The following is an 18,699-nucleotide window of genomic DNA, read 5'->3' as shown; positions in this document are numbered from 1 at the left end:
CAAATTTGTATCTATTGTTAAATTGATAACAATATTATTTAAAATAAATTACAATCATTTTTTTAAAAAATATTTTATTGTTATTTTATTTAATTTTAAATACATTTAATCACACTAAAAATAAATTTATTAATTTTAAATAATAAAAATTTACTTAATATTTTGTAAAAATATTGCTTTTGCACTTATTCAATTCAAACACAATCTAAGTTTATCATTTATAACATTACCTATTCAATCTATCATTTTTTGACTAACATTATTAAAATCAGTTCCCTTTTTTGGGGAGTCAATATCTAAATTCGCTGTTTATATGTTCAATTAATGATTTTTGTTGTGGTTTTTGTGATTTACCAGGATCACAAAAATAAACTTGTGTTTCAACAAATATTTCTAATTATCTTCATTTACTAAATTATTTGCCCTATCAGTTATTATTCCTTTAATTTTCCAAATTAAATTATTACTTATAACAATATCTTTAAACTTTTCTACAACTTCATTAGCAGTATGATTTTTAAATTTCATTACAAAGTATTTTTACTTGATTGTGTTCAATTGTTCAACTAAAATTAAATTACTAAATTGATGATCTTTATCAACTACAGTATCCATTTCAAATAAACCAACATTAGAAATTTTATTTTCAATATCTTAAATTGATTTAAAATTAATTAATTTTCCACTATTATCAGATTTCCTTTTCTTTTATATTTTTAATCATAATTTGGTGAATTTTTCTTCGCGATAAGATAATATCTTTCTGATTTAAAAAGCTTTAATTTTACAAGATCCATAAATTTTACGATTGGCATTAAATGCGCTGATAACTTTTTGTTCATAATTATTAACATCAACAATAGCCACATTTATTAATTTGATAGTAATATGTTGATTTTGCTATCTTTAATTTTGATCCTATTTGACCAATTTTTCGCATGGAATATTTTTCTTTATTATTGTTAATAATTTCTATTTTTTATCAACCATCAGCACCGCTTGCTTTAAAAGGTTGTTTTTCATTTATAATTATATTAATTATTTTCGCAAGGCAATCAGTTAATTTTCTTCAACAGTGCGATTATCTTTTGCTTTAAAAAATCCAGAATTATGAAATTTTTCAATTAACTGATATATAGTTGATTTTAACACCTTATATTATTTAAAAATTTCAAGAATTGTTTTGCCATTTTGATAAAGTAAAACAATTTTTTTAAATTCATATATCGATGAATTTCTTCCCTATTTTTATATTCCTACTTTCTTAATAATTATATTTTATTTGAAAATCCACATAAATATGGGTCCAACTTATTATAACATATCCAACTTTTTATATACACAAAATTATTTTTATATACTAAACTTAACATATTTAATTGATAATTTACCCTTAAAACGCGTAATAAGAATTATTTTTAAAGATAAAATTTTAAAATAATTAATAATTTTATATATTATATATATAATATATAGGTAAATCTTGATAAATAAAAAATTTCAAGATTAAAAAAAGGAGAAAAACAAGCAATGAAAAAATTACTTAGTTTATTAAGTGTATTAACAATTAGTGGAACTGCTGTACCAACAACAATTGCTGCTGGTAATTATGATAAACAAGAAACAAATTTAAAAACTTTAAATAGAGTCAAGAGAAACTGTAATGGGGATTATAATTCTGTTGAAGAGGGCGGAATTTTTATTAAAAATTATTATGTTTCATTTGTTCCGAAAACTTTTAAAAATATAATTTCTAATTATAATAAAAACTCAAATAATTATCAAAATTTTAATAAAGATGTACAAAATATATTTTTTACTGACCCACTATTAGATTTTTATCAAATAGATAATAACACCAGTAGTTATACATATAATGAAATAGAATATTTTGTAAAAATATACGCCAAAATAATTGCTAAGGCTGTTTGAAATGATTGAAATAAAATAATTTCTGTTTGAAATAATGGGGATAAAAAACACCGCATTAGAACGGTTGTAGATTGTGGTTCTTATAATGTAAGTTATTTAATTACTTCGGAAAATATGATAAATAACGAAAGAGTTTTTTGTTTTGACTAATAATTTAATTAAATTAACAAAGGTAATTAAAAAATGAAAAAAATATTAAGTATTTTATGAACAATTACTTTAATTGGAACAAATACAACAAGTTTAGTCACTTGTAATACACCACAAGAATATACAAAAGAGCAATTATATGTATTAAAAGAAGAAAACCAAATAAATACAACAAATAAAGAAATTAAAAATAACTTAGAATGAATAGCACCACAAGAAAAACCATTTTTTAATCCTAATAATAAATGATATTTTATAACTTTTTATTCAGATGGTTGAAAAATTCAAAAAGTATCAAACAATGAAGAAGGTAGAAAAATATATTTATTTAACGATAAAATAGGAATTAAGTATACTATGATGAATTGGCCAAATCCTACTCGCGAAGAAAGTGATAATGGTAATTATTTTAAATTTGTTTATCGTTGAAATGGTAAAGAACAATATTTACCTAACTTAATTATTGATAAAGATGGTGATGTAAAAGTTAATGGTGAATAAAAAAAAGAGACATTAGGAATGTACCCATTTTAGTAAGTACTAATAAAAAGTATTTACTATTTTTTTAATTATATCTTTTTCTTTACGATTTTAATACCATGTATTTCATTTCATAACATCTTTTATATATTATTCGTGTTAATTATATATTTTCTTATTGATTGTAGCTTTCTTAAATAATGAATGAAAACTTTCTATAACAATATTATCTGCATAGTGGTATTTTTTCCTTATTGAAATTATAATACCGTTAGATAAATATTTATCGTGATAAATAACGGAATTTATATTGATATCCGTGATCTGAGGTGAATTATTATTCCATTCAGATCTTTTTTTATCAATTTTATTTTATTAATTGCATCATTTAAATTATCCATTACTAATTTAGTGTCATTATATTTAGATCACTTTACATCAACTATTTCTTTAGTATATTCATCAATAATTGTTGATTGATAATATCTTTCTCCTTTTTCAAATTAAATATGTTACATCAGTACATAGTACTAAAAACATTGTTTTTATATCATTGAATTTACAATTAATTAAATCAAGATATTGCGATAAACTTTTTTCTTTATTCTGTTCATACTTCATTTTTCTTATCATTTTTACTACATATTCAGGTTATATTTGATTATTAATCATAATCCTTAAAAATTTTTTTGAATTATATTTTATATAATAATCTTTCTTAAAATATTTAGTACTTATTCGATATCCAAATTGTTTTAAATTTTCTTCATAGACTTTTACAATATCATTTATTGTTTTTTATCTTTTTTCTACTTTCATAATTTTTATATTTATCTCAATAACTACGTTTTAACCCTGTTATTTCTAGTAATAATTTTATTGAATATTTAACGACAATTTTGTTTAATAAAAGAGAACGATTATTAGTTTGTTTAATTGTAAAAGTCATGGAGCTTTTTTAGTAACTCATACCTTGTTTTATAATATTATAAATCTATTTTGGTAAAAGATATTTTAGATCATTTAGGAATATCTAATTTCCTTTTTTTATGATTTACTCATTAAGATCTTACTGTATTTTCATTTAGATTACATTGTTTCGCTGTTATTCAACAACTTTTTTGTTTAATTTCCTCAATGATTTTTGTTCTAAATTATGATGTATATTTGTTATATTTTTGTTATTTTCTTGCCATATAAAATGCTACCCTATAAAAATTTAGCAAAATCTTTTTATTTTACTTATTTTTTGGGGTGCAGTATAATTATTTATTTAAAAGTGAATAACAATTTAGATAGTAATATTTTTGAAAATATAATTTTTAATTTCATATCATTAGTATAATATGCTTGCAAATATGTTTCTTTAATTTCAGAATTATCTATTCTGTATAATAAAAATATTTGTAATAAAAATTTTATTATATCATCATTTTTTTAATCATATGCATTATAGTTTTTTGTAATAATCTATTAGTATAACCAATATCAAATGTTTAATTTCATTAGTTATATTATCAGTATATAAAATTATTGTATTATCAAAATTAATTTTATCAGTTTGCGAATAGCCCTTCTATTGCAAAGTTATATTTGTTAATGAAAATAAATTATTATTACATTTTTTACTTCCGCCTATTATATTAATATTTCTATTAGGAATAAAATTTTTCGATATCAGGTAACCCACATTCAACCTTTAAATTAATACTATTACTTATTTAGATTTTTTATAAGAACTAATAAATTAACTGGGTCTTCTAATGTGTGTATACATTGTATTGGTTTTGTAATTTTAGTTTTTAATGGTTGTTGTACTACACCAGCATGAATAATATCTTTTGTATAAGGCTTATAGTTATATAAGCGGGCGGCTGGTGGGGGCACAATATACATACATATTTATGGTAATTAAATGTTGGTATTTCATAATCATGTGGTAATAGAAAACTAGTTTTATAATTAGTTGTCATATCGCGTAATTAATTATTTAATATACTTTTTATTTTATCTCTAAAACTTTATATTAATAATCTTTAATAATCTTCTTCATTATTAGTATACGAGTTATAAGCATAAAAGATAATTTCAAAATTACCTTTATATAATGCTTGTATTGAAAACATATCAATTATATAACTACAATTTGTTCCATCGGGTGTTTGTAAAAATTCACAATCATTATCTTCTTCACTATCACTAACTGGTATTTGATCATCTACCGCTATTGTACGTTCATTAATTTAATAAACTCGGTTAGTTTTTTTATTTAATTGTTTTAGATTATATGTTTAATAAACTATATTGTTTGTTGTTTTACCATCCTTAGTTAAAACAGTACTTACTAATTTATCAGTTAATAAAGTAGTAAAACCTAAGATAGTAGCATTTGCTCCAAAAATAGCATTAACTTTATTATTACTTTGTTCTATAAATATTTTCAAATGGTAAATAACCTTTATCTTTCACCTTATCATCTCAAAATGCATCATTATAAAAACTATAAACATTAGCACTCATAAAACCCCCCATTTAATCATTGAAAATTAGGTCAAGTTTTTTAATCTTGATTAATAAATTAATAACTCATCCTCATGGAATATCAAATTTAATAAAGTTTAAGAATTTACCAACTCCACCGGTTATTGTAAAAGGATTAAATACTAATTTTTGCGTATAGTTTAAAGATAATACAGTTATTTAACGGTTAATAAAATTATTCATATTTAAAATATCCTAAACATTACATGCACCCATTTTATTATATTCAATTTGAACTTGGTCAACTGTATTATCAAATTCATCTTTTCTTCTAAAATACAATGATGCTTGATTACTAACAATATTGTCAACTATACACGTTTATTTTTATTTTGTTTGGTGGTGTTATTTTTCAATCTTTTGATCAATAAAATTTAGAATCCTTATCTTCTGTATGAATAGTTGTGCCAACAGTGGGATTTGTTGCTGTTGAATTTGTTTTATCAGTTATAACAATAATTTAACTATTTTTTTGATTTAAAAAATCATATTTATTATCCATATCTGTTTTTCAATCTTTATAACCAGTTATCATAATTGGTTGAATCCCTTGGATGTTATATAAACTTACTTTGGTGAAGCATAAGTATTTACTTTGTCGGGTGGACAAAAGGATACATGTTATACATTAATAAATCACGATAATTCATTACTTTTGGATTAAATTGACCTTTAATAATTGGTCGATCAATAACTGGCATATTAAAAAAGATCGGATTACCCATAAAATTTAACCGTCATTGATCTAACACCAGGGTCTTTTAATAAAACCTCATCTAATTAAACAATGCCTTTATTTATTTTTTCATTATAAGTTATTTTAGGAAAACAATAACCTTCCCCGGGGCGCCTGATGTTTTAATAAATTATTACACAGATAAAACACTATTACTAATTTTGTTATTAATACTTGAAAAAGTAATTTCTTGTCATAAAAAACCACCATCATATGGTGAATAATAAATTAATAACGTTTGATGGATATAATCATTGTCTATCTTGGGGTGCATAATTAATATCACCACCACCAATATTTAAACCACAGTCATTAAATACAAGTATAAAAATTATAATAATCATTAATATTTAATTTACTTGCATCTTCATCTAAACTTAATAAAGTGTGTTGTCTTTCGGTTGATCGCTTTGTAAATACTTGTTCAAATTTAGCTTATCCAAATTGAATTGAATTTCTATCATCAACCATATAATCATCTCAATATTTACCCAGTTATTAATTACGCTTAATCCATCCCTAGACAACTTTATATAAAGAAAATAACCTTTTGAAAGTTTCAACCCTCTTGTTTTTTTAGTGTCCGATGTTGTTTTTTTGATTTAATAGCACTATTTTAATGAAAACAAGATAAAAAAACCCCGCACTATGACATTTCGCGAGGGATTAATCTTGCTGAGAATTAAAGAAATAAATAGGAGTAAAATCCATTCGCTTTCACAATTTTTTAATTCTTCGCTCCACAATAAATTATTCATTTTTCAGAATCAAAATATTAAGTTTTAATAGTTGCATTATTGATCTGATAATACTTTTATTAAAAGTATTTATAAAAATATCGTTTATTTTGTGAAATAAAAACAGAATAATATCTTTTTTATGATAAAAGTTCTAAATTTAAAGATACTATCCGATTAATAATAAAAATAAAAATCGCTTATTGAAACGATTACTTAATTTACATTTAATTACTTTATTTATAATTTTTATAAAAAATAAACTTTTTCTTACTACCAGAAAAATTAACAGCGGAAAACTTTTTAAAATTTTATAAAAGCAAATATTTAATTAGTGAAGGTAATTATTATGATTCAGGAAGAAATTTCTTTTCTTATTCTTGAACATTTTATAATTGAAAATTTGGCACTTAAAACTAAAAACCTATAATTAAAAACGCCAATTAAAATTATGATATTAAAAAATAAAATTGATCAATATTTAGCAGAATTTGCTAAAATAATAATGACTTTTTGACATTATTATAAATTAGAAATTTATAGACATAACTATAAATTGGTTTTTAATATGGAGCAAGCATATTTTGATATGTTAGGTAAAACAAACAGTGATTTATTATTAAATAAATAGTATGATATGTCTATGATTTTTAGATATATTATTGATTTGTCTATAAATACACTAAATTTAAATAAAAAACTTTTAATAAAAGCACCCCATAATATGAAATATGATGTCAAATAAGAATAATTTATTTAAAACTTCAAAAGTTATTACAATACAGTTATTTTATAAAAAGTATGATATCAATAAAATAAATTTCGGTTATAATAGTTTAACATATAGTTTTTTATCAATTATACTATTCCCCAAAAAACATTGATAAAAATAAATATTTATTTTTACAAATAATATAATTTAAAGTAATCTAAATATATTTATTTTTACAAATTAAAATACTATAAAACCATTGTATTATCTAGATATTTGTTAATTTTCTTGCAAATTAAGGCTAGAGGTTGTAAACTTATAGTAAGTATGCAGTATTTTATTGCAGACTAAGTTATTAAATGTATGTAGAGGAGAAAAAGTAGATGACAAAAATTGCAATTAACGGATTTGGACGTATTGGTCGTTTAGCTTTTAGAAGATTATTTGATGAAAAAAATGTTGAAATTGTTGCAATTAATGATTTAACAGAGGCAAAAACTTTGGCAACATTATTGGAACTTGATTCAGCCCAAGGAAGATGAAAACGTGATAAAATTTCTTCAGAAGAAGGAGTTATTATCGTTGGTGAAAAAAAAATAAATGTTTTTTCTAAAAGAGATCCAGCTGAATTACCATGAGGTAAATTAGGAATTGATGTTGTTGTTGAATCAACAGGTTTATTTCTTGATCGTGCCAGGGCATCAAAACACCTTACAGCAGGAGCAAAAAAAGTTTTAATTTCCGCTCCAGCAAAAGGAACAGATGTTAAAACAGTTGTTTATAATGTAAACCATAAAGAAATTACAAAAGATGATACCGTTATTTCGGGAGCAAGTTGTACAACAAACTGTTTAGCACCAATTGCGAAAGTATTAGACGAAAAGTTTGGAATTGAAAAAGGATATATGACAACTGTGCATGCGGTAACAAATGATCAAAGATTATTAGACTTAGCGCATGATGATTTAAGAAGAGCGCGTGCTGCCTTTTCTAATATTGTTCCAACTAAAACAGGAGCAGCATCAGCAGTAGCATTAGTGTTACCACAATTGGAGGGTAGATTTGACGGAATGGCATTACGTGTGCCGACTATTACTGGTTCAATTGTTGACTTAGCAGTTGAATTAAAAAAAACAACAACAGTTGAAGAAATTAATAACGCAATGAAAGCAGCAGAATCAGAAACTTTTGGTTATAATACACAACCAATCGTTTCATCAGATATTATTGGTGAAACACGTGGATCAATTTTTGATGCAACATTAACAAAAATTATTGAACGTGATGGAAAACAATTAGTTAAAGTATATGCATGATATGATAATGAAATGTCATATGTATCACAAATGGTACGAATATTGTTATACTTTGCAACAGTTTAATCAAAACAAAAACACTAAAAAATTTTAGTGTTTTTGTTTTTTCAGAAAAAAATATTTATTATTGTTATTATATTGATATATAAGACCAAAATATTATAAAAATAATTTTAAAAACTATCATTACTATTATTTAGTTTATTTACTATTGATAATGGACGCAATTGAAACAATTAATGAGAATATATAAAATGAAGAATCTTATTTTAGAAAAACCTTTTAGTAATATTAATGATCAATTACACCTATTTTTGAATACCGAAAAAATTAATGATTCAACAAATCCAATTCAATTACTATATGATAATGTTATTTTAATTCGCAATAATGGTTGCGTGATTACTTATAAAAATATCACATATCGGTTTGGAATTAGTTTTAGCTGATACCTATAAAAACCTATCATTACGAATTTACACATTGTTACAAAATGCTAAAATATTAGATTTTAGTTATTTTAAAGAAAAATTAGATATTAAAGAATATCGTGATGATTTATATACTGATTTTGTTTAAATTTTAGAAACAAAATATGGTAATAAGTTGACGGAAATTGATTTTATTTATATTGATTATCAAATGATCGTGATGTTACATGAATCTTTGCGCAACATATCTTCATGAAAATTAAGTGAAACAACAGCTTATCGTGCGAATAATTTTTAAATAAATAGTTATCTCCATAACTATTTATTTTTGAATAAATTGGAAAATTTATTAATCCGATGAAAGACCCTTATTTTATTATTAAAAATGCTATATAATTTATATTGTAAAATAAATAATACAAATGAGAGGATATTATGAGTCAAAACAAGAAATTATTTTATGTTACAACCCCAATTTATTACTCAAGTGCCCAGTTGCATATTGGTCATGCTTATACAACTAGTTTAGCTGATATTATTAATAGTTATAAAAAGATGGATGGTTATGAAACTTTCTTTTTAACTGGTAGTGATGAACATGGGGAAAAAATTGAGAAGAAGGCGAAAGAAGTCGGAATTACACCATATCAATTTACAACAATGATTGTTGATAAATTTAAATTGTTGTGAAATAAATTAGGGATTGAATATTCGAAATTTATTCGAACTACGGATAAAAACCACGAACTTAGTGTGCAAAAGATTTTTAGTAAATTATATAATAATGGAGATATTTACTTAGGAACATATGAAGGATTGTATTGTGTTAGTTGTGAAGAGTTTTTAATTGAAGCACAAATAAACAAAGAAACGAACCAATGTTTGGTTTGCGGTAATAAACCACAAAAGGTGAAAGAAGAAATTTATTTCTTTAAAGTCTCAAAATATAGTCAATTTTTAATTAACTACTATAATAATCATTTGGGTTTTATTGAACCAGAAGCGAGGAAAAATGAAATGTTAAATAATTTTATTTTAACCGGTTTAACAGATTTATCGGTAACGAGAACAACTTTTTCATGAGGAATTAAAACATTAGAAAATGATAAACATATTATTTATGTTTGAATTGATGCTCTATCAAATTATTTAACAGCATTAGGGTATTTGTCAGAAGATAATACTTTGTTTAATAAGTTTTGAAATAATCCAAATGTTGAAATTTTACAGTTATTAGGAAGGGAAATTGCTCGTTTTCATACTATTTATTGACCAAGTATGCTAGAAAGTTTGGGATTACGACAACCAAATAAGCTTTTATCACATGGTTGAATTTTATTTAAGGATACTAAAATGAGTAAATCAATCGGGAATGTTGTTGATCCCTTATATTTAATTGATAAATATGGCCGTGATACCTTACGTTTTTACTTAGGATATGAAATTCCAACGGAAAATGATGGGAAATTTTCTTATGAAATGTTTTTAGAATCATATAATACTCATTTAGTTAATAATATTGGGAATTTAGTATCACGAGTAAGTAGTATGATTAGTAAATATTTTGATGGTAAGTTAGTTAAACAAAAAACATTAGCCAATGATTTAATTAAAAGTTGTACATTAACAGTTCAAAATTATCAACAAGCAATGAATGCTTATCAGATATCAAAAGCATTAAGTATTGTTTTAAAATTATGTAATAAGGCTAATAAATATATTGAAGAAAATAAACCATGAGAATTAGAAAAAAACCAAAAAATTAATAAGTTACATGAAACTTTAGCAAGTTTAGCTTATACTATTATTGTTAGTGCTTTTTTATTACAACCAGTCTTAATTGATAATGCTCAAAAAATTGCTGATTATTTTAATGTTAATTTAGCAAATTTAACATTTGTCACAATTTTAGAGCAAGAAATCATATACAATAAAAAGATAGAGAAAAAAGAAAATTTATTTGGTCGTGTAAATATTGAACAAGAATTAAAAAAAATTGAAACAGAATTAAATAAATAAAATTTATAAAAGGAGGAAGTTTAATGAAAAAATACGATGTAATTGTCATTGGTGCTGGTCACGCAGGTGTTGAAGCAAGTTTGGCAGCCGCGAGAATGCATAATAAAACATTATTAATTACTTTATATAAAGATAAAATTGCATTAATGCCATGTAATCCCTCAATTGGGGGACCAGCGAAAGGTGTTGTGGTACGAGAAATTGATGCAATTGGTGGGGAAATGGCAAAAGCCGCTGATGCAACAGCACTCCAAATGAAATTATTAAATTCTTCGCGGGGACCAGCAGTATGAGCATTACGAGCTCAATCAGATAAAATTAAATATTCAAAATATATGCAAACAGTAATTGAAAAACAAGATAATTTAGATTTATATGAAGGAGCAGCACAAGAGTTATTGGTTGATGATAGCAATAATTGTTATGGTGTAATTTTAAAAGATCAAACGCAATTTTTAGCAAAAAAAGTTGTTTTAACAACAGGAACATATATGCAATCATTGGTGTTACAAGGAATGACAAAAAAAGCGGAAGGACCAGATGGTGATGTTACAACAGCTGGTTTATCAACTCAGTTAAAAAATTTAGGGTTTGAATTATTTCGTTTAAAAACAGGAACCCCAGCACGAGTTCTTAATACTTCAATTGACTATACAAAAGTACAAGAAGAACCCGGAAGTGATTTACCGCTAGCCTTTTCTTATTCAACAAAAATCTTTACGCCATTGCAAGAACAAGAATTATGTTGATTAATTCATTCAACGCCACAGACACATAGTATTGTACAAGAAAATCTTACATCATCTGCAATGTATTCTGGTAATGTGCAAGGAACAGGGCCACGTTATTGTCCAAGTTTTGAAGATAAAATTGTTCGTTTTGCTGATAAACCTCGCCATCAAATTTTTTTAGAACCAGAATCAAAAAGTTTAAACACAATTTATGTTCAAGGCTTTTCAACTTCAATGCCAATTGATGTTCAAGAAAAAATGCTGCGTTCATTACCCGGATTTGAAAATGTTGAGGTTTTAAAATGAGCTTATGCAATTGAATATGATGCCATTGTGCCAACCCAATTAAAACATACCTTAGAAACAAAAAAAATTAATAATTTATATACCGCGGGACAAATTAATGGGACTAGTGGTTATGAGGAAGCGGCTTGCCAAGGTCTAATGGCGGGAATTAATGCTGTTTTAAGTATTGACAACAAAGAACCATTTATTTTACGCCGTGATCAAGCATATATCGGAGTTTTAATTGATGACTTAATTACAAAAGGAACACAAGAACCATATCGTTTGTTAACTTCTCGTGCAGAATACCGCTTATTGTTACGAAATGATAATGCTGAAGAACGTTTAAAAAAATATGCAAATCAATTTGGTTTAATTGATCAAAAAAGTTGAGAAGAATATCAAGTTAGTTTGCAAAAATATAATGATGTCATTCGATTATTAAAAGAAACTTTTTTTACAGCGAAGTCACCCTTAATTCAGAAATTAAATGAATTAGGTGTTGCAAATATTACTGAACGAATTTCTGCTTATAATTTATTAAAACGACCAAATATTGAATTAAAGTATTTAGAGGAGGAGTTACCGCTGTTAAATAATTTAAAATCATTTTTAAAACAAAATTTATTAATTAATATTCGCTTTAAAGGGTATATTAAAAAAGAACAAGAAATCGCTTTAAAAACAATTAAATTGGAAAAAAAATTAATTCCATTTAATTTAAATTATGATTTAGTCGACAACTTAGCTCTTGAAGCCCGCGAAAAATTTAAAAAAATTCGACCAATTTCAATTGGTCAAGCAAATCGGATTTCAGGGATTAATCCAGCTGATATTCAAATGATGTTATTTCATTTAAAAAAGATGGAATTTGATGCAAGTTAGGGGGGTGAATGATGAGATTATATAATACTTTGATACGTAATTTTACTGATTATGGTCAAACAAATAAAGTTAATATTTATGGTTGTGGGCCAACAGTTTATAATTATATTCATATTGGGAATGCTCGCGCAATTATTACTGTTGATTTGTTAGTTAGTTTTTTACAATTCCAACAAATTGATGTTAATTATATTCAAAATTATACCGATATTGATGACAAAATTATCAAAAAAGCAACAGCAAAGAAAAAAACAGAACAACAAATTGCTGAATTTTATATTAAGGCTTTTGAAGAAGATGTTTTTAACTTAAATGTTATAACACCAACAAAACGCGTACGGGTAACAGAACATATTAAAGATATTATTACTTTTGTCCAGAAATTATTTAAAATTGATGCTGCCTATGAATTTAATGGTAGTGTCTATTTTAATATTGCCAATTATCAAACAGAATATGGAAAATTAGCAAATAAAAAAACAGCCGAATTAGTTGTTAATGCCCGGGTTAATCATGATGCTAATAAGCATAGTCAATATGATTTTGCGTTATGAAAACAAACAACAGAAGGTATTTCGTTTCCCTTTTATGACCAAAAAGGTAAATTATATCAAGGCCGCCCTGGCTGACATACCGAATGTGTTGTTTTGATTGATAAATTTTTTCACAAAGAAACAATTGATATTCATGCCGGTGGAATTGATTTAGTTTTTCCTCATCATGAAAATGAACGAATTCAATTTCTAGCTAAAAATAAAGCCGAGATTGCAAAAATTTGAATGCATAATGGGCATTTAAATGTTGCGGATGAAAAAATGAGTAAATCATTAAACAATACTATTTTAGTTCGTGATTTTATTAAATTATATGGGGCAAATACATTGCGTTATTTGTTATATACAACGAATTATACACGGCCATTAAATGTCACAGAAAGTTTAATTAGTAGTGCCCAAGATGAAACAGGCAAGATTTTTAAAGTATTAAAAGCGATTAATTTATATTTGGCTGAATATGATTTAAATTATAATTTAACAAAACATGGCGAAAATATTAAAAAAGTTCTGGTAGAATTAGGAAACAATTTAAATAGTTCTAATGTTTTGACAATTATTAGTAAAATAATCAAAATTATTAATGGCCAGTTACGCAATAAAAAACTTGATTTACAACTTGCTAGTGATTTTTATAATATTATTTTTAATATTGTTAATTTTAATTTTAATTTACCGGTGATTAGTGGCGAAATTCGCCGATTCTTATTAGAATGAATTAAATCAAAAAATAATAAAGATTTTGTTAAAGCCGATGAACTACGTAAAGTTTTCTTAGAAAAAGATATTTTATAAAACAATGAAACAAAAAGAAATTAATATTATTGGTGCTGGGTTAGAGCGGGATCTGAAATACCCCTATCAGTTAGCAAATAGGGTTTAAAAGTAAAATTATATGAGTAAAAAACATTATTTTAAAAATCCCTTATAAAAATTAGATATCTTTGCTGAATTAGTTTGTTTTAATTTTTTTCGTATTGTTCCTAAAGAAAATGCGATTGGAATTTTAAAATAGTAATTGAAATTATTAAATTCGCTAATTTTTAAAACATCTTATGAAGTGCAAGTTCCTTTTGGTTACGACCTTAGTGTTGATTGAGCCTTGTTTTCATAAAAAATTACAACAACCTTAATTAAATCCTCATCCTAATATTAATATTATTTATGATGAATCTATTAAAATAGATCTAAAACAAATTATTATTATTATTGCTGTTGGACCATTAGCTACGGAAAATTTTGCTCTTTAATTAAAAAAATAATTGATGACAAAGCATTTTATATTATTATGATGGTTTAGCCCAATTGTAACTAAAGCAGGAATTTATTTACAAAGTGTATTATGGCGCCTGCCATCCTGATTTAAAGGGTTATATTATTTTTGTCCCTTAACAGAAGGTGACTTTGATCAATTAGTAACAGCTTTAGTTACTGTTAAAAGAGTACGTACCTATTTTAGATTTTTAAAAACATTTTAAAGAGTGTGTCGTCCAATCGAAATTATGACCCAAATATCGCGCAAGATTCTTTAAAATTGGTCAATGATTAGTAATAATTTATTTAACAAGGGTGGATAACAACCATTTGCGGCAATTCAATTGTGACAATATGATGTTATTGATAGTTTATATATAACCTAAATTGTAAATATATTTGGACACGTTATTGAATATTTTGTATTAAATCCAATTAATTTTTATAATTTAATGATTTTCTTGGCATTGAATTTATTTTCAATGCTATTTTATTTAAGTCATCTTGAAAAAAATATTGATAAATCTATTTATTTTGGTAAACTTTGTCTCAAAATTTAATTATTATTTTCGTTTAATTCTATTTGGCCAGGACAACTAGCATCAGCAAAATAAACTTTTATTTTACAAATATTTTCAAATTTTTTACTTGTTAAATTATTTACCAAGATCAAATTTAATTGTTTTTATTGTGCCAGGTTGTTTGTTTAAAATAAATTTTATTATACTTTCTATGACATCTTTGCTTTTGATATTATTTAGTTACTAGCGAGATTGATTTTTAGATCATATACCGGCTAAAGTTATAATTGCTGTTTTATGGTTTTCACCAACTATAGTATTTCTTTCCAGATAACCAAATACATTTATGCTTTAATATTTGGAAATTCAATATTACGTTCAATAATTGTCGAACAATTATTAACTTTTCCACGGTTTTCTGTTTTATTATGTGGTTTATTTTTATCTTTTCGTAATAAATTTTCTTTATTAAAATTATAACGAGAAAAGTTAAACATAAATAAAGTCTTTGAACAGATAAAATCTTTGTCAATATTTCTTATTATATTTGTAATAATATCTGGTGAAGTAGTGTTAATAATTAACTAAATAATTAATAATTTAAAGGTAAATTTTATTTAATGTTTTTTTGTGACCAGCTTTTTTTGTCTTTATTACTATTTTTATAAATTTCAATTTGGTTTAAACCGGAGCCAACATTTTATAAATTATATGGACAGTTTTTTACTTTGATTTATTTCATAAGATGTTTTTTTAATTTAATAATTAAAATTTTGATATTGTTGAATTGAAATTAATTTTTTTGTTGTGATTTTTTGATACATTGTGTTATTTATCCTTTTTTAAATTTGGATTTTAACACAATATTTTTATTTGTTTAAATATCCCATTTAATTTTATAATTCAGGTAATATAGTGGTATTACAAACAAATTTAATATGACCATAGCACAAAGCCAAATTATTAAACAATTTATTCCGTGGTTAACATTAGCAGTAGTAGATATTGTATATTATGGTGTTTTACATAAAAATAATCACATTAATTCATCTAAAATTTTAAATAAATATTTATAATTTAAACAAAATAATAATATTTTTTTGCTGATCAAATTATTGGGGTCGAAGGTTATTTTGAATCCGTGCCTGCCTGATTATTATGTGCTTTAAATATTTATCAATATGTAATGTATTTACCATTAATTAAATTACCATCGAAAACTGTTTTATGATCATTATTTAATTATGTAACAAATCAAAAACAACGCAATTTAAAATGAATGAAAAAAAATATTGGTTTAATGCCAATTTTACCAATAAAATTTACAACTAAAACTGAGAAAAATTTAGCAATTTATCATCGAGTAATAGAAAAACTAAAAGAAACTATTAAAAAACATTAAATTAAATTATAATACTTATAACATAATTTATTAATATTAATTATGGATAATAAAAAAAAGGAATAAAATATGGAAAAATATATATACATTTATGGGGTTAATCCTGTTGAGGAATCGTTATTAAATCCGACAATGAAACTTAATAAACTATATTTATTGTCAACCGGTAAGCATAATGATTATTATTTTAAATTAGCCCTAGAGCGCCACCTTGAGGTAGTTTTTTGTTCAACAGATAAAATGACAACTCTGGTTGAAACAAACAAACACCAAAATTTAGTATTAGAAATTTGCAAACCAGAAAATTATTATTTGACAACACTGATTGAAAAATCATTACAAAGCAAACATCCTTTTTTATTAGTACTTGATCAAATTTCTGATCCGCATAATTTTGGAGCAATTTTACGAACTTGTGATTTGTTTAATGTTGATGGTATTATTATTTTAGATAAACGACAAGTTGATATTAATAACACGATTGCAAAAACTTCTGCCGGAGCTTTTAATTATGTTACGGTTTGTCGGGTAAATAATTTAACTAATGCGATTGAATCTTTAAAAAAAAAGGTTTTTGAATTTATGCTACAAGTTTAACAACAAAAACCCAAAAAGTAGGGGAATTAAAATATGACACACCAGTTTGTTTAATTGTCGGAAATGAAGGAACTGGTATTAGTTCAAAATTATTAAAGCATTCTGATTTTAATGTTTATATTCCGACGACAGGTCACCTTGATTCTTTAAATGTATCGGTTGCAACAGCTATTTTAATTTATCAAATTAAAATGTTACAACAATAAATATTAATTTAGAAAGGATTTGACTATTGCAATTATGAATGAATATTAATTACTCTATTTATTTAAAAATGTCGTAATAACAAAGAATTATTTAATTTCCTAAATTGTAAAATTAAATGGGACAGTTAAACAAACAAAAATATTGTGTTAAAATCCAAATTTAAAAAAGGATAAATAACACAATGTATCAAAAAATCACAATAGAAAAATTAATTTCAATTCAACAATATCAAAATTTTAATTATTCAATCAGAAAAACAGTTTATGAAATAAATCAAAGTAAAATAACTGTCCATAAAATTTATAAAATGTTGATTATTGATTTAAACTCAATTGAAATTTATGAAAATAGTAATAAAGACAAAAAAGCCGGTTGCAAACAAAAACATTAAATAAAATTTACCTCGAAATTATTAATTATTTAGTTAATTATGAACAATATTCACTAGATACTATTACAAATATAAAGAAATATTGACAAAAATTTTATCTGTTCAAATACCTTATATATAATATGTTTACCTTTTCTCGTTATAATTTTAATAAAGAAAATTTATTACGAAAAGATAAAAATAAACCACATAATAAAACAGAAAACCGTGGAAAAGTTAATAATTGTTCGACAATTATTGAACGTAATATTGAATTTCCAAATATTAAAGCATAAATGTATTTGGTTATCTGGAAAGAAATACTATAGTTGGTGAAAACCATAAAACAGCAATTATAACTTTAGCCGGTATATGATCTAAAAATCAATCTCGCTAGTAACTAAATAATAGCAAAAGCAAAGATGTCATAGAAAGTATAATAAAATTTATTTTAAACAAACCATCTGGCACAATAAAAACAATTACATTTGATTGTGATAAGGAATTTATTAGGTGAAAAAACTTGAAAATATTTATAAAATAAAAGTTTATTTTGCTGATGCTAGTTGTCCTGGCCAAATAGAATTAAACGAAAATAATAATGAAATTTTGAAACAAAGTTTACCAAAAGGAATAGATTTATCAATATTTTCTCAATATGACTTAAATAAAATATCATTGAAAATAAATTTAATACCAAGAAAATTATTAAATTATAAAAATTAATTGGATTTAATACAAAATATTCAATAACGTGTCCAAATATATTTACAATTCAGATTTTTATAAATTATATGCCCATTTTTTCTATAAAAAGTTAAGCGGCGAATTTTTTATAA

General features: G+C 24.2%; 19 protein-coding genes and 1 pseudogene. 13 read left to right on the top strand and 7 right to left on the bottom strand.

Annotated features, from left to right (window positions below; genetic code table 4):
• Window positions 1-150 precede the first annotated feature (150 nt).
• Window positions 151-708 (bottom strand): annotated as a pseudogene (locus ACE38S_RS02220) (IS30 family transposase); the annotation flags it as partial.
• An 822-nt stretch (window positions 709-1,530) separates the two neighbouring features.
• Here ACE38S_RS02220 and ACE38S_RS02215 point away from each other — a divergent pair.
• Window positions 1,531-2,082: a hypothetical protein gene (locus tag ACE38S_RS02215; RefSeq protein ID WP_374696190.1), complete on the top strand. Its 552-nt coding sequence runs from the start codon at window positions 1,531-1,533 to the stop codon at window positions 2,080-2,082.
• 33 nt (window positions 2,083-2,115) lie between these two features.
• Entirely contained in the window at window positions 2,116-2,583 is a 468-nt protein-coding gene (locus ACE38S_RS02210) for a hypothetical protein (RefSeq protein ID WP_374696189.1), read from the top strand.
• Window positions 2,584-3,012: 429 nt separating this feature from the next.
• Here the strand turns inward: ACE38S_RS02210 and ACE38S_RS02205 are convergent, their stop codons facing one another.
• From ACE38S_RS02205 to ACE38S_RS02185, 5 genes are all read right to left on the bottom strand, one after another.
• Complete coding sequence (locus ACE38S_RS02205; protein ID WP_374696188.1) at window positions 3,013-3,183, bottom strand: hypothetical protein; 171 nt, start codon at window positions 3,181-3,183, stop codon at window positions 3,013-3,015.
• Between the two features lie 1,092 nt (window positions 3,184-4,275).
• Window positions 4,276-4,458, bottom strand: coding sequence for a hypothetical protein (locus ACE38S_RS02200; RefSeq protein WP_374696187.1), 183 nt, complete (start codon window positions 4,456-4,458; stop codon window positions 4,276-4,278).
• Between the two features lie 395 nt (window positions 4,459-4,853).
• Window positions 4,854-5,006 carry a hypothetical protein gene (locus ACE38S_RS02195; RefSeq protein WP_374696186.1) on the bottom strand — a complete coding sequence of 51 codons (153 nt, stop codon included), beginning with the start codon at window positions 5,004-5,006 and terminating at the stop codon, window positions 4,854-4,856.
• A 687-nt stretch (window positions 5,007-5,693) separates the two neighbouring features.
• Window positions 5,694-5,855, bottom strand: coding sequence for a hypothetical protein (locus ACE38S_RS02190; protein WP_374696185.1), 162 nt, complete (start codon window positions 5,853-5,855; stop codon window positions 5,694-5,696).
• Window positions 5,856-5,972: 117 nt separating this feature from the next.
• Window positions 5,973-6,113: a hypothetical protein gene (locus ACE38S_RS02185; protein ID WP_374696184.1), complete on the bottom strand. Its 141-nt coding sequence runs from the start codon at window positions 6,111-6,113 to the stop codon at window positions 5,973-5,975.
• Window positions 6,114-7,671: 1,558 nt separating this feature from the next.
• Here ACE38S_RS02185 and gap point away from each other — a divergent pair.
• From gap to cysS, 5 genes are all read left to right on the top strand, one after another.
• Window positions 7,672-8,670 carry a type I glyceraldehyde-3-phosphate dehydrogenase gene (gene gap, locus ACE38S_RS02180; protein ID WP_374696183.1) on the top strand — a complete coding sequence of 333 codons (999 nt, stop codon included), beginning with the start codon at window positions 7,672-7,674 and terminating at the stop codon, window positions 8,668-8,670.
• A 324-nt stretch (window positions 8,671-8,994) separates the two neighbouring features.
• Window positions 8,995-9,183 carry a hypothetical protein gene (locus ACE38S_RS02175; protein WP_374696182.1) on the top strand — a complete coding sequence of 63 codons (189 nt, stop codon included), beginning with the start codon at window positions 8,995-8,997 and terminating at the stop codon, window positions 9,181-9,183.
• Between the two features lie 287 nt (window positions 9,184-9,470).
• Window positions 9,471-11,054: a methionine--tRNA ligase gene (gene metG, locus ACE38S_RS02170; protein ID WP_374696181.1), complete on the top strand. Its 1,584-nt coding sequence runs from the start codon at window positions 9,471-9,473 to the stop codon at window positions 11,052-11,054.
• 20 nt (window positions 11,055-11,074) lie between these two features.
• Entirely contained in the window at window positions 11,075-12,955 is a 1,881-nt protein-coding gene (gene mnmG / locus ACE38S_RS02165; protein ID WP_374697114.1) for a tRNA uridine-5-carboxymethylaminomethyl(34) synthesis enzyme MnmG, read from the top strand.
• A gap of 11 nt (window positions 12,956-12,966) precedes the next feature.
• Window positions 12,967-14,304, top strand: a complete 1,338-nt coding sequence (gene cysS / locus ACE38S_RS02160; RefSeq protein ID WP_374696180.1) for a cysteine--tRNA ligase — start codon at window positions 12,967-12,969, stop codon at window positions 14,302-14,304.
• Window positions 14,305-15,628: 1,324 nt separating this feature from the next.
• On the opposite strand, the gene ACE38S_RS02155 is transcribed toward cysS, so the two are convergent.
• A complete protein-coding gene (locus ACE38S_RS02155) occupies window positions 15,629-15,781 on the bottom strand; it encodes a hypothetical protein (RefSeq protein WP_374696179.1) in 153 nt (50 codons plus the stop codon).
• A 644-nt stretch (window positions 15,782-16,425) separates the two neighbouring features.
• On the opposite strand from ACE38S_RS02155, the gene ACE38S_RS02150 reads away from it, so the two are divergent.
• The 6 genes from ACE38S_RS02150 to ACE38S_RS02125 all read left to right on the top strand — a co-directional run bounded on the left by ACE38S_RS02150 (window position 16,426) and on the right by ACE38S_RS02125 (window position 18,586).
• Window positions 16,426-16,686 (top strand): hypothetical protein, encoded by a 261-nt coding sequence (locus ACE38S_RS02150; protein WP_374696178.1) that lies wholly within the window; start codon window positions 16,426-16,428, stop codon window positions 16,684-16,686.
• 69 nt (window positions 16,687-16,755) lie between these two features.
• Entirely contained in the window at window positions 16,756-17,283 is a 528-nt protein-coding gene (locus ACE38S_RS02145; protein WP_374696177.1) for a TrmH family RNA methyltransferase, read from the top strand.
• Window positions 17,241-17,489: a TrmH family RNA methyltransferase gene (locus tag ACE38S_RS02140; RefSeq protein WP_374697113.1), complete on the top strand. Its 249-nt coding sequence runs from the start codon at window positions 17,241-17,243 to the stop codon at window positions 17,487-17,489. The genes ACE38S_RS02145 and ACE38S_RS02140 overlap by 43 nt, the downstream gene beginning before the upstream one ends.
• A gap of 182 nt (window positions 17,490-17,671) precedes the next feature.
• Window positions 17,672-17,881, top strand: a complete 210-nt coding sequence (locus tag ACE38S_RS02135; protein WP_374696176.1) for a hypothetical protein — start codon at window positions 17,672-17,674, stop codon at window positions 17,879-17,881.
• A complete protein-coding gene (locus ACE38S_RS02130) occupies window positions 17,863-18,156 on the top strand; it encodes a hypothetical protein (protein ID WP_374696175.1) in 294 nt (97 codons plus the stop codon). Before ACE38S_RS02135 ends, ACE38S_RS02130 begins: the two co-directional genes overlap by 19 nt.
• A 217-nt stretch (window positions 18,157-18,373) precedes the next feature.
• Window positions 18,374-18,586 carry a hypothetical protein gene (locus ACE38S_RS02125; RefSeq protein ID WP_374696174.1) on the top strand — a complete coding sequence of 71 codons (213 nt, stop codon included), beginning with the start codon at window positions 18,374-18,376 and terminating at the stop codon, window positions 18,584-18,586.
• Window positions 18,587-18,699 lie beyond the last annotated feature (113 nt).

Origin of the sequence: Spiroplasma endosymbiont of Polydrusus formosus (assembly GCF_964263245.1) — a bacterium.
Lineage (GTDB): Bacteria > Bacillota_I > Bacilli_A > Mycoplasmatales > Mycoplasmataceae > Spiroplasma.
This window is presented reverse-complemented; position numbering and strand designations above follow the sequence as displayed.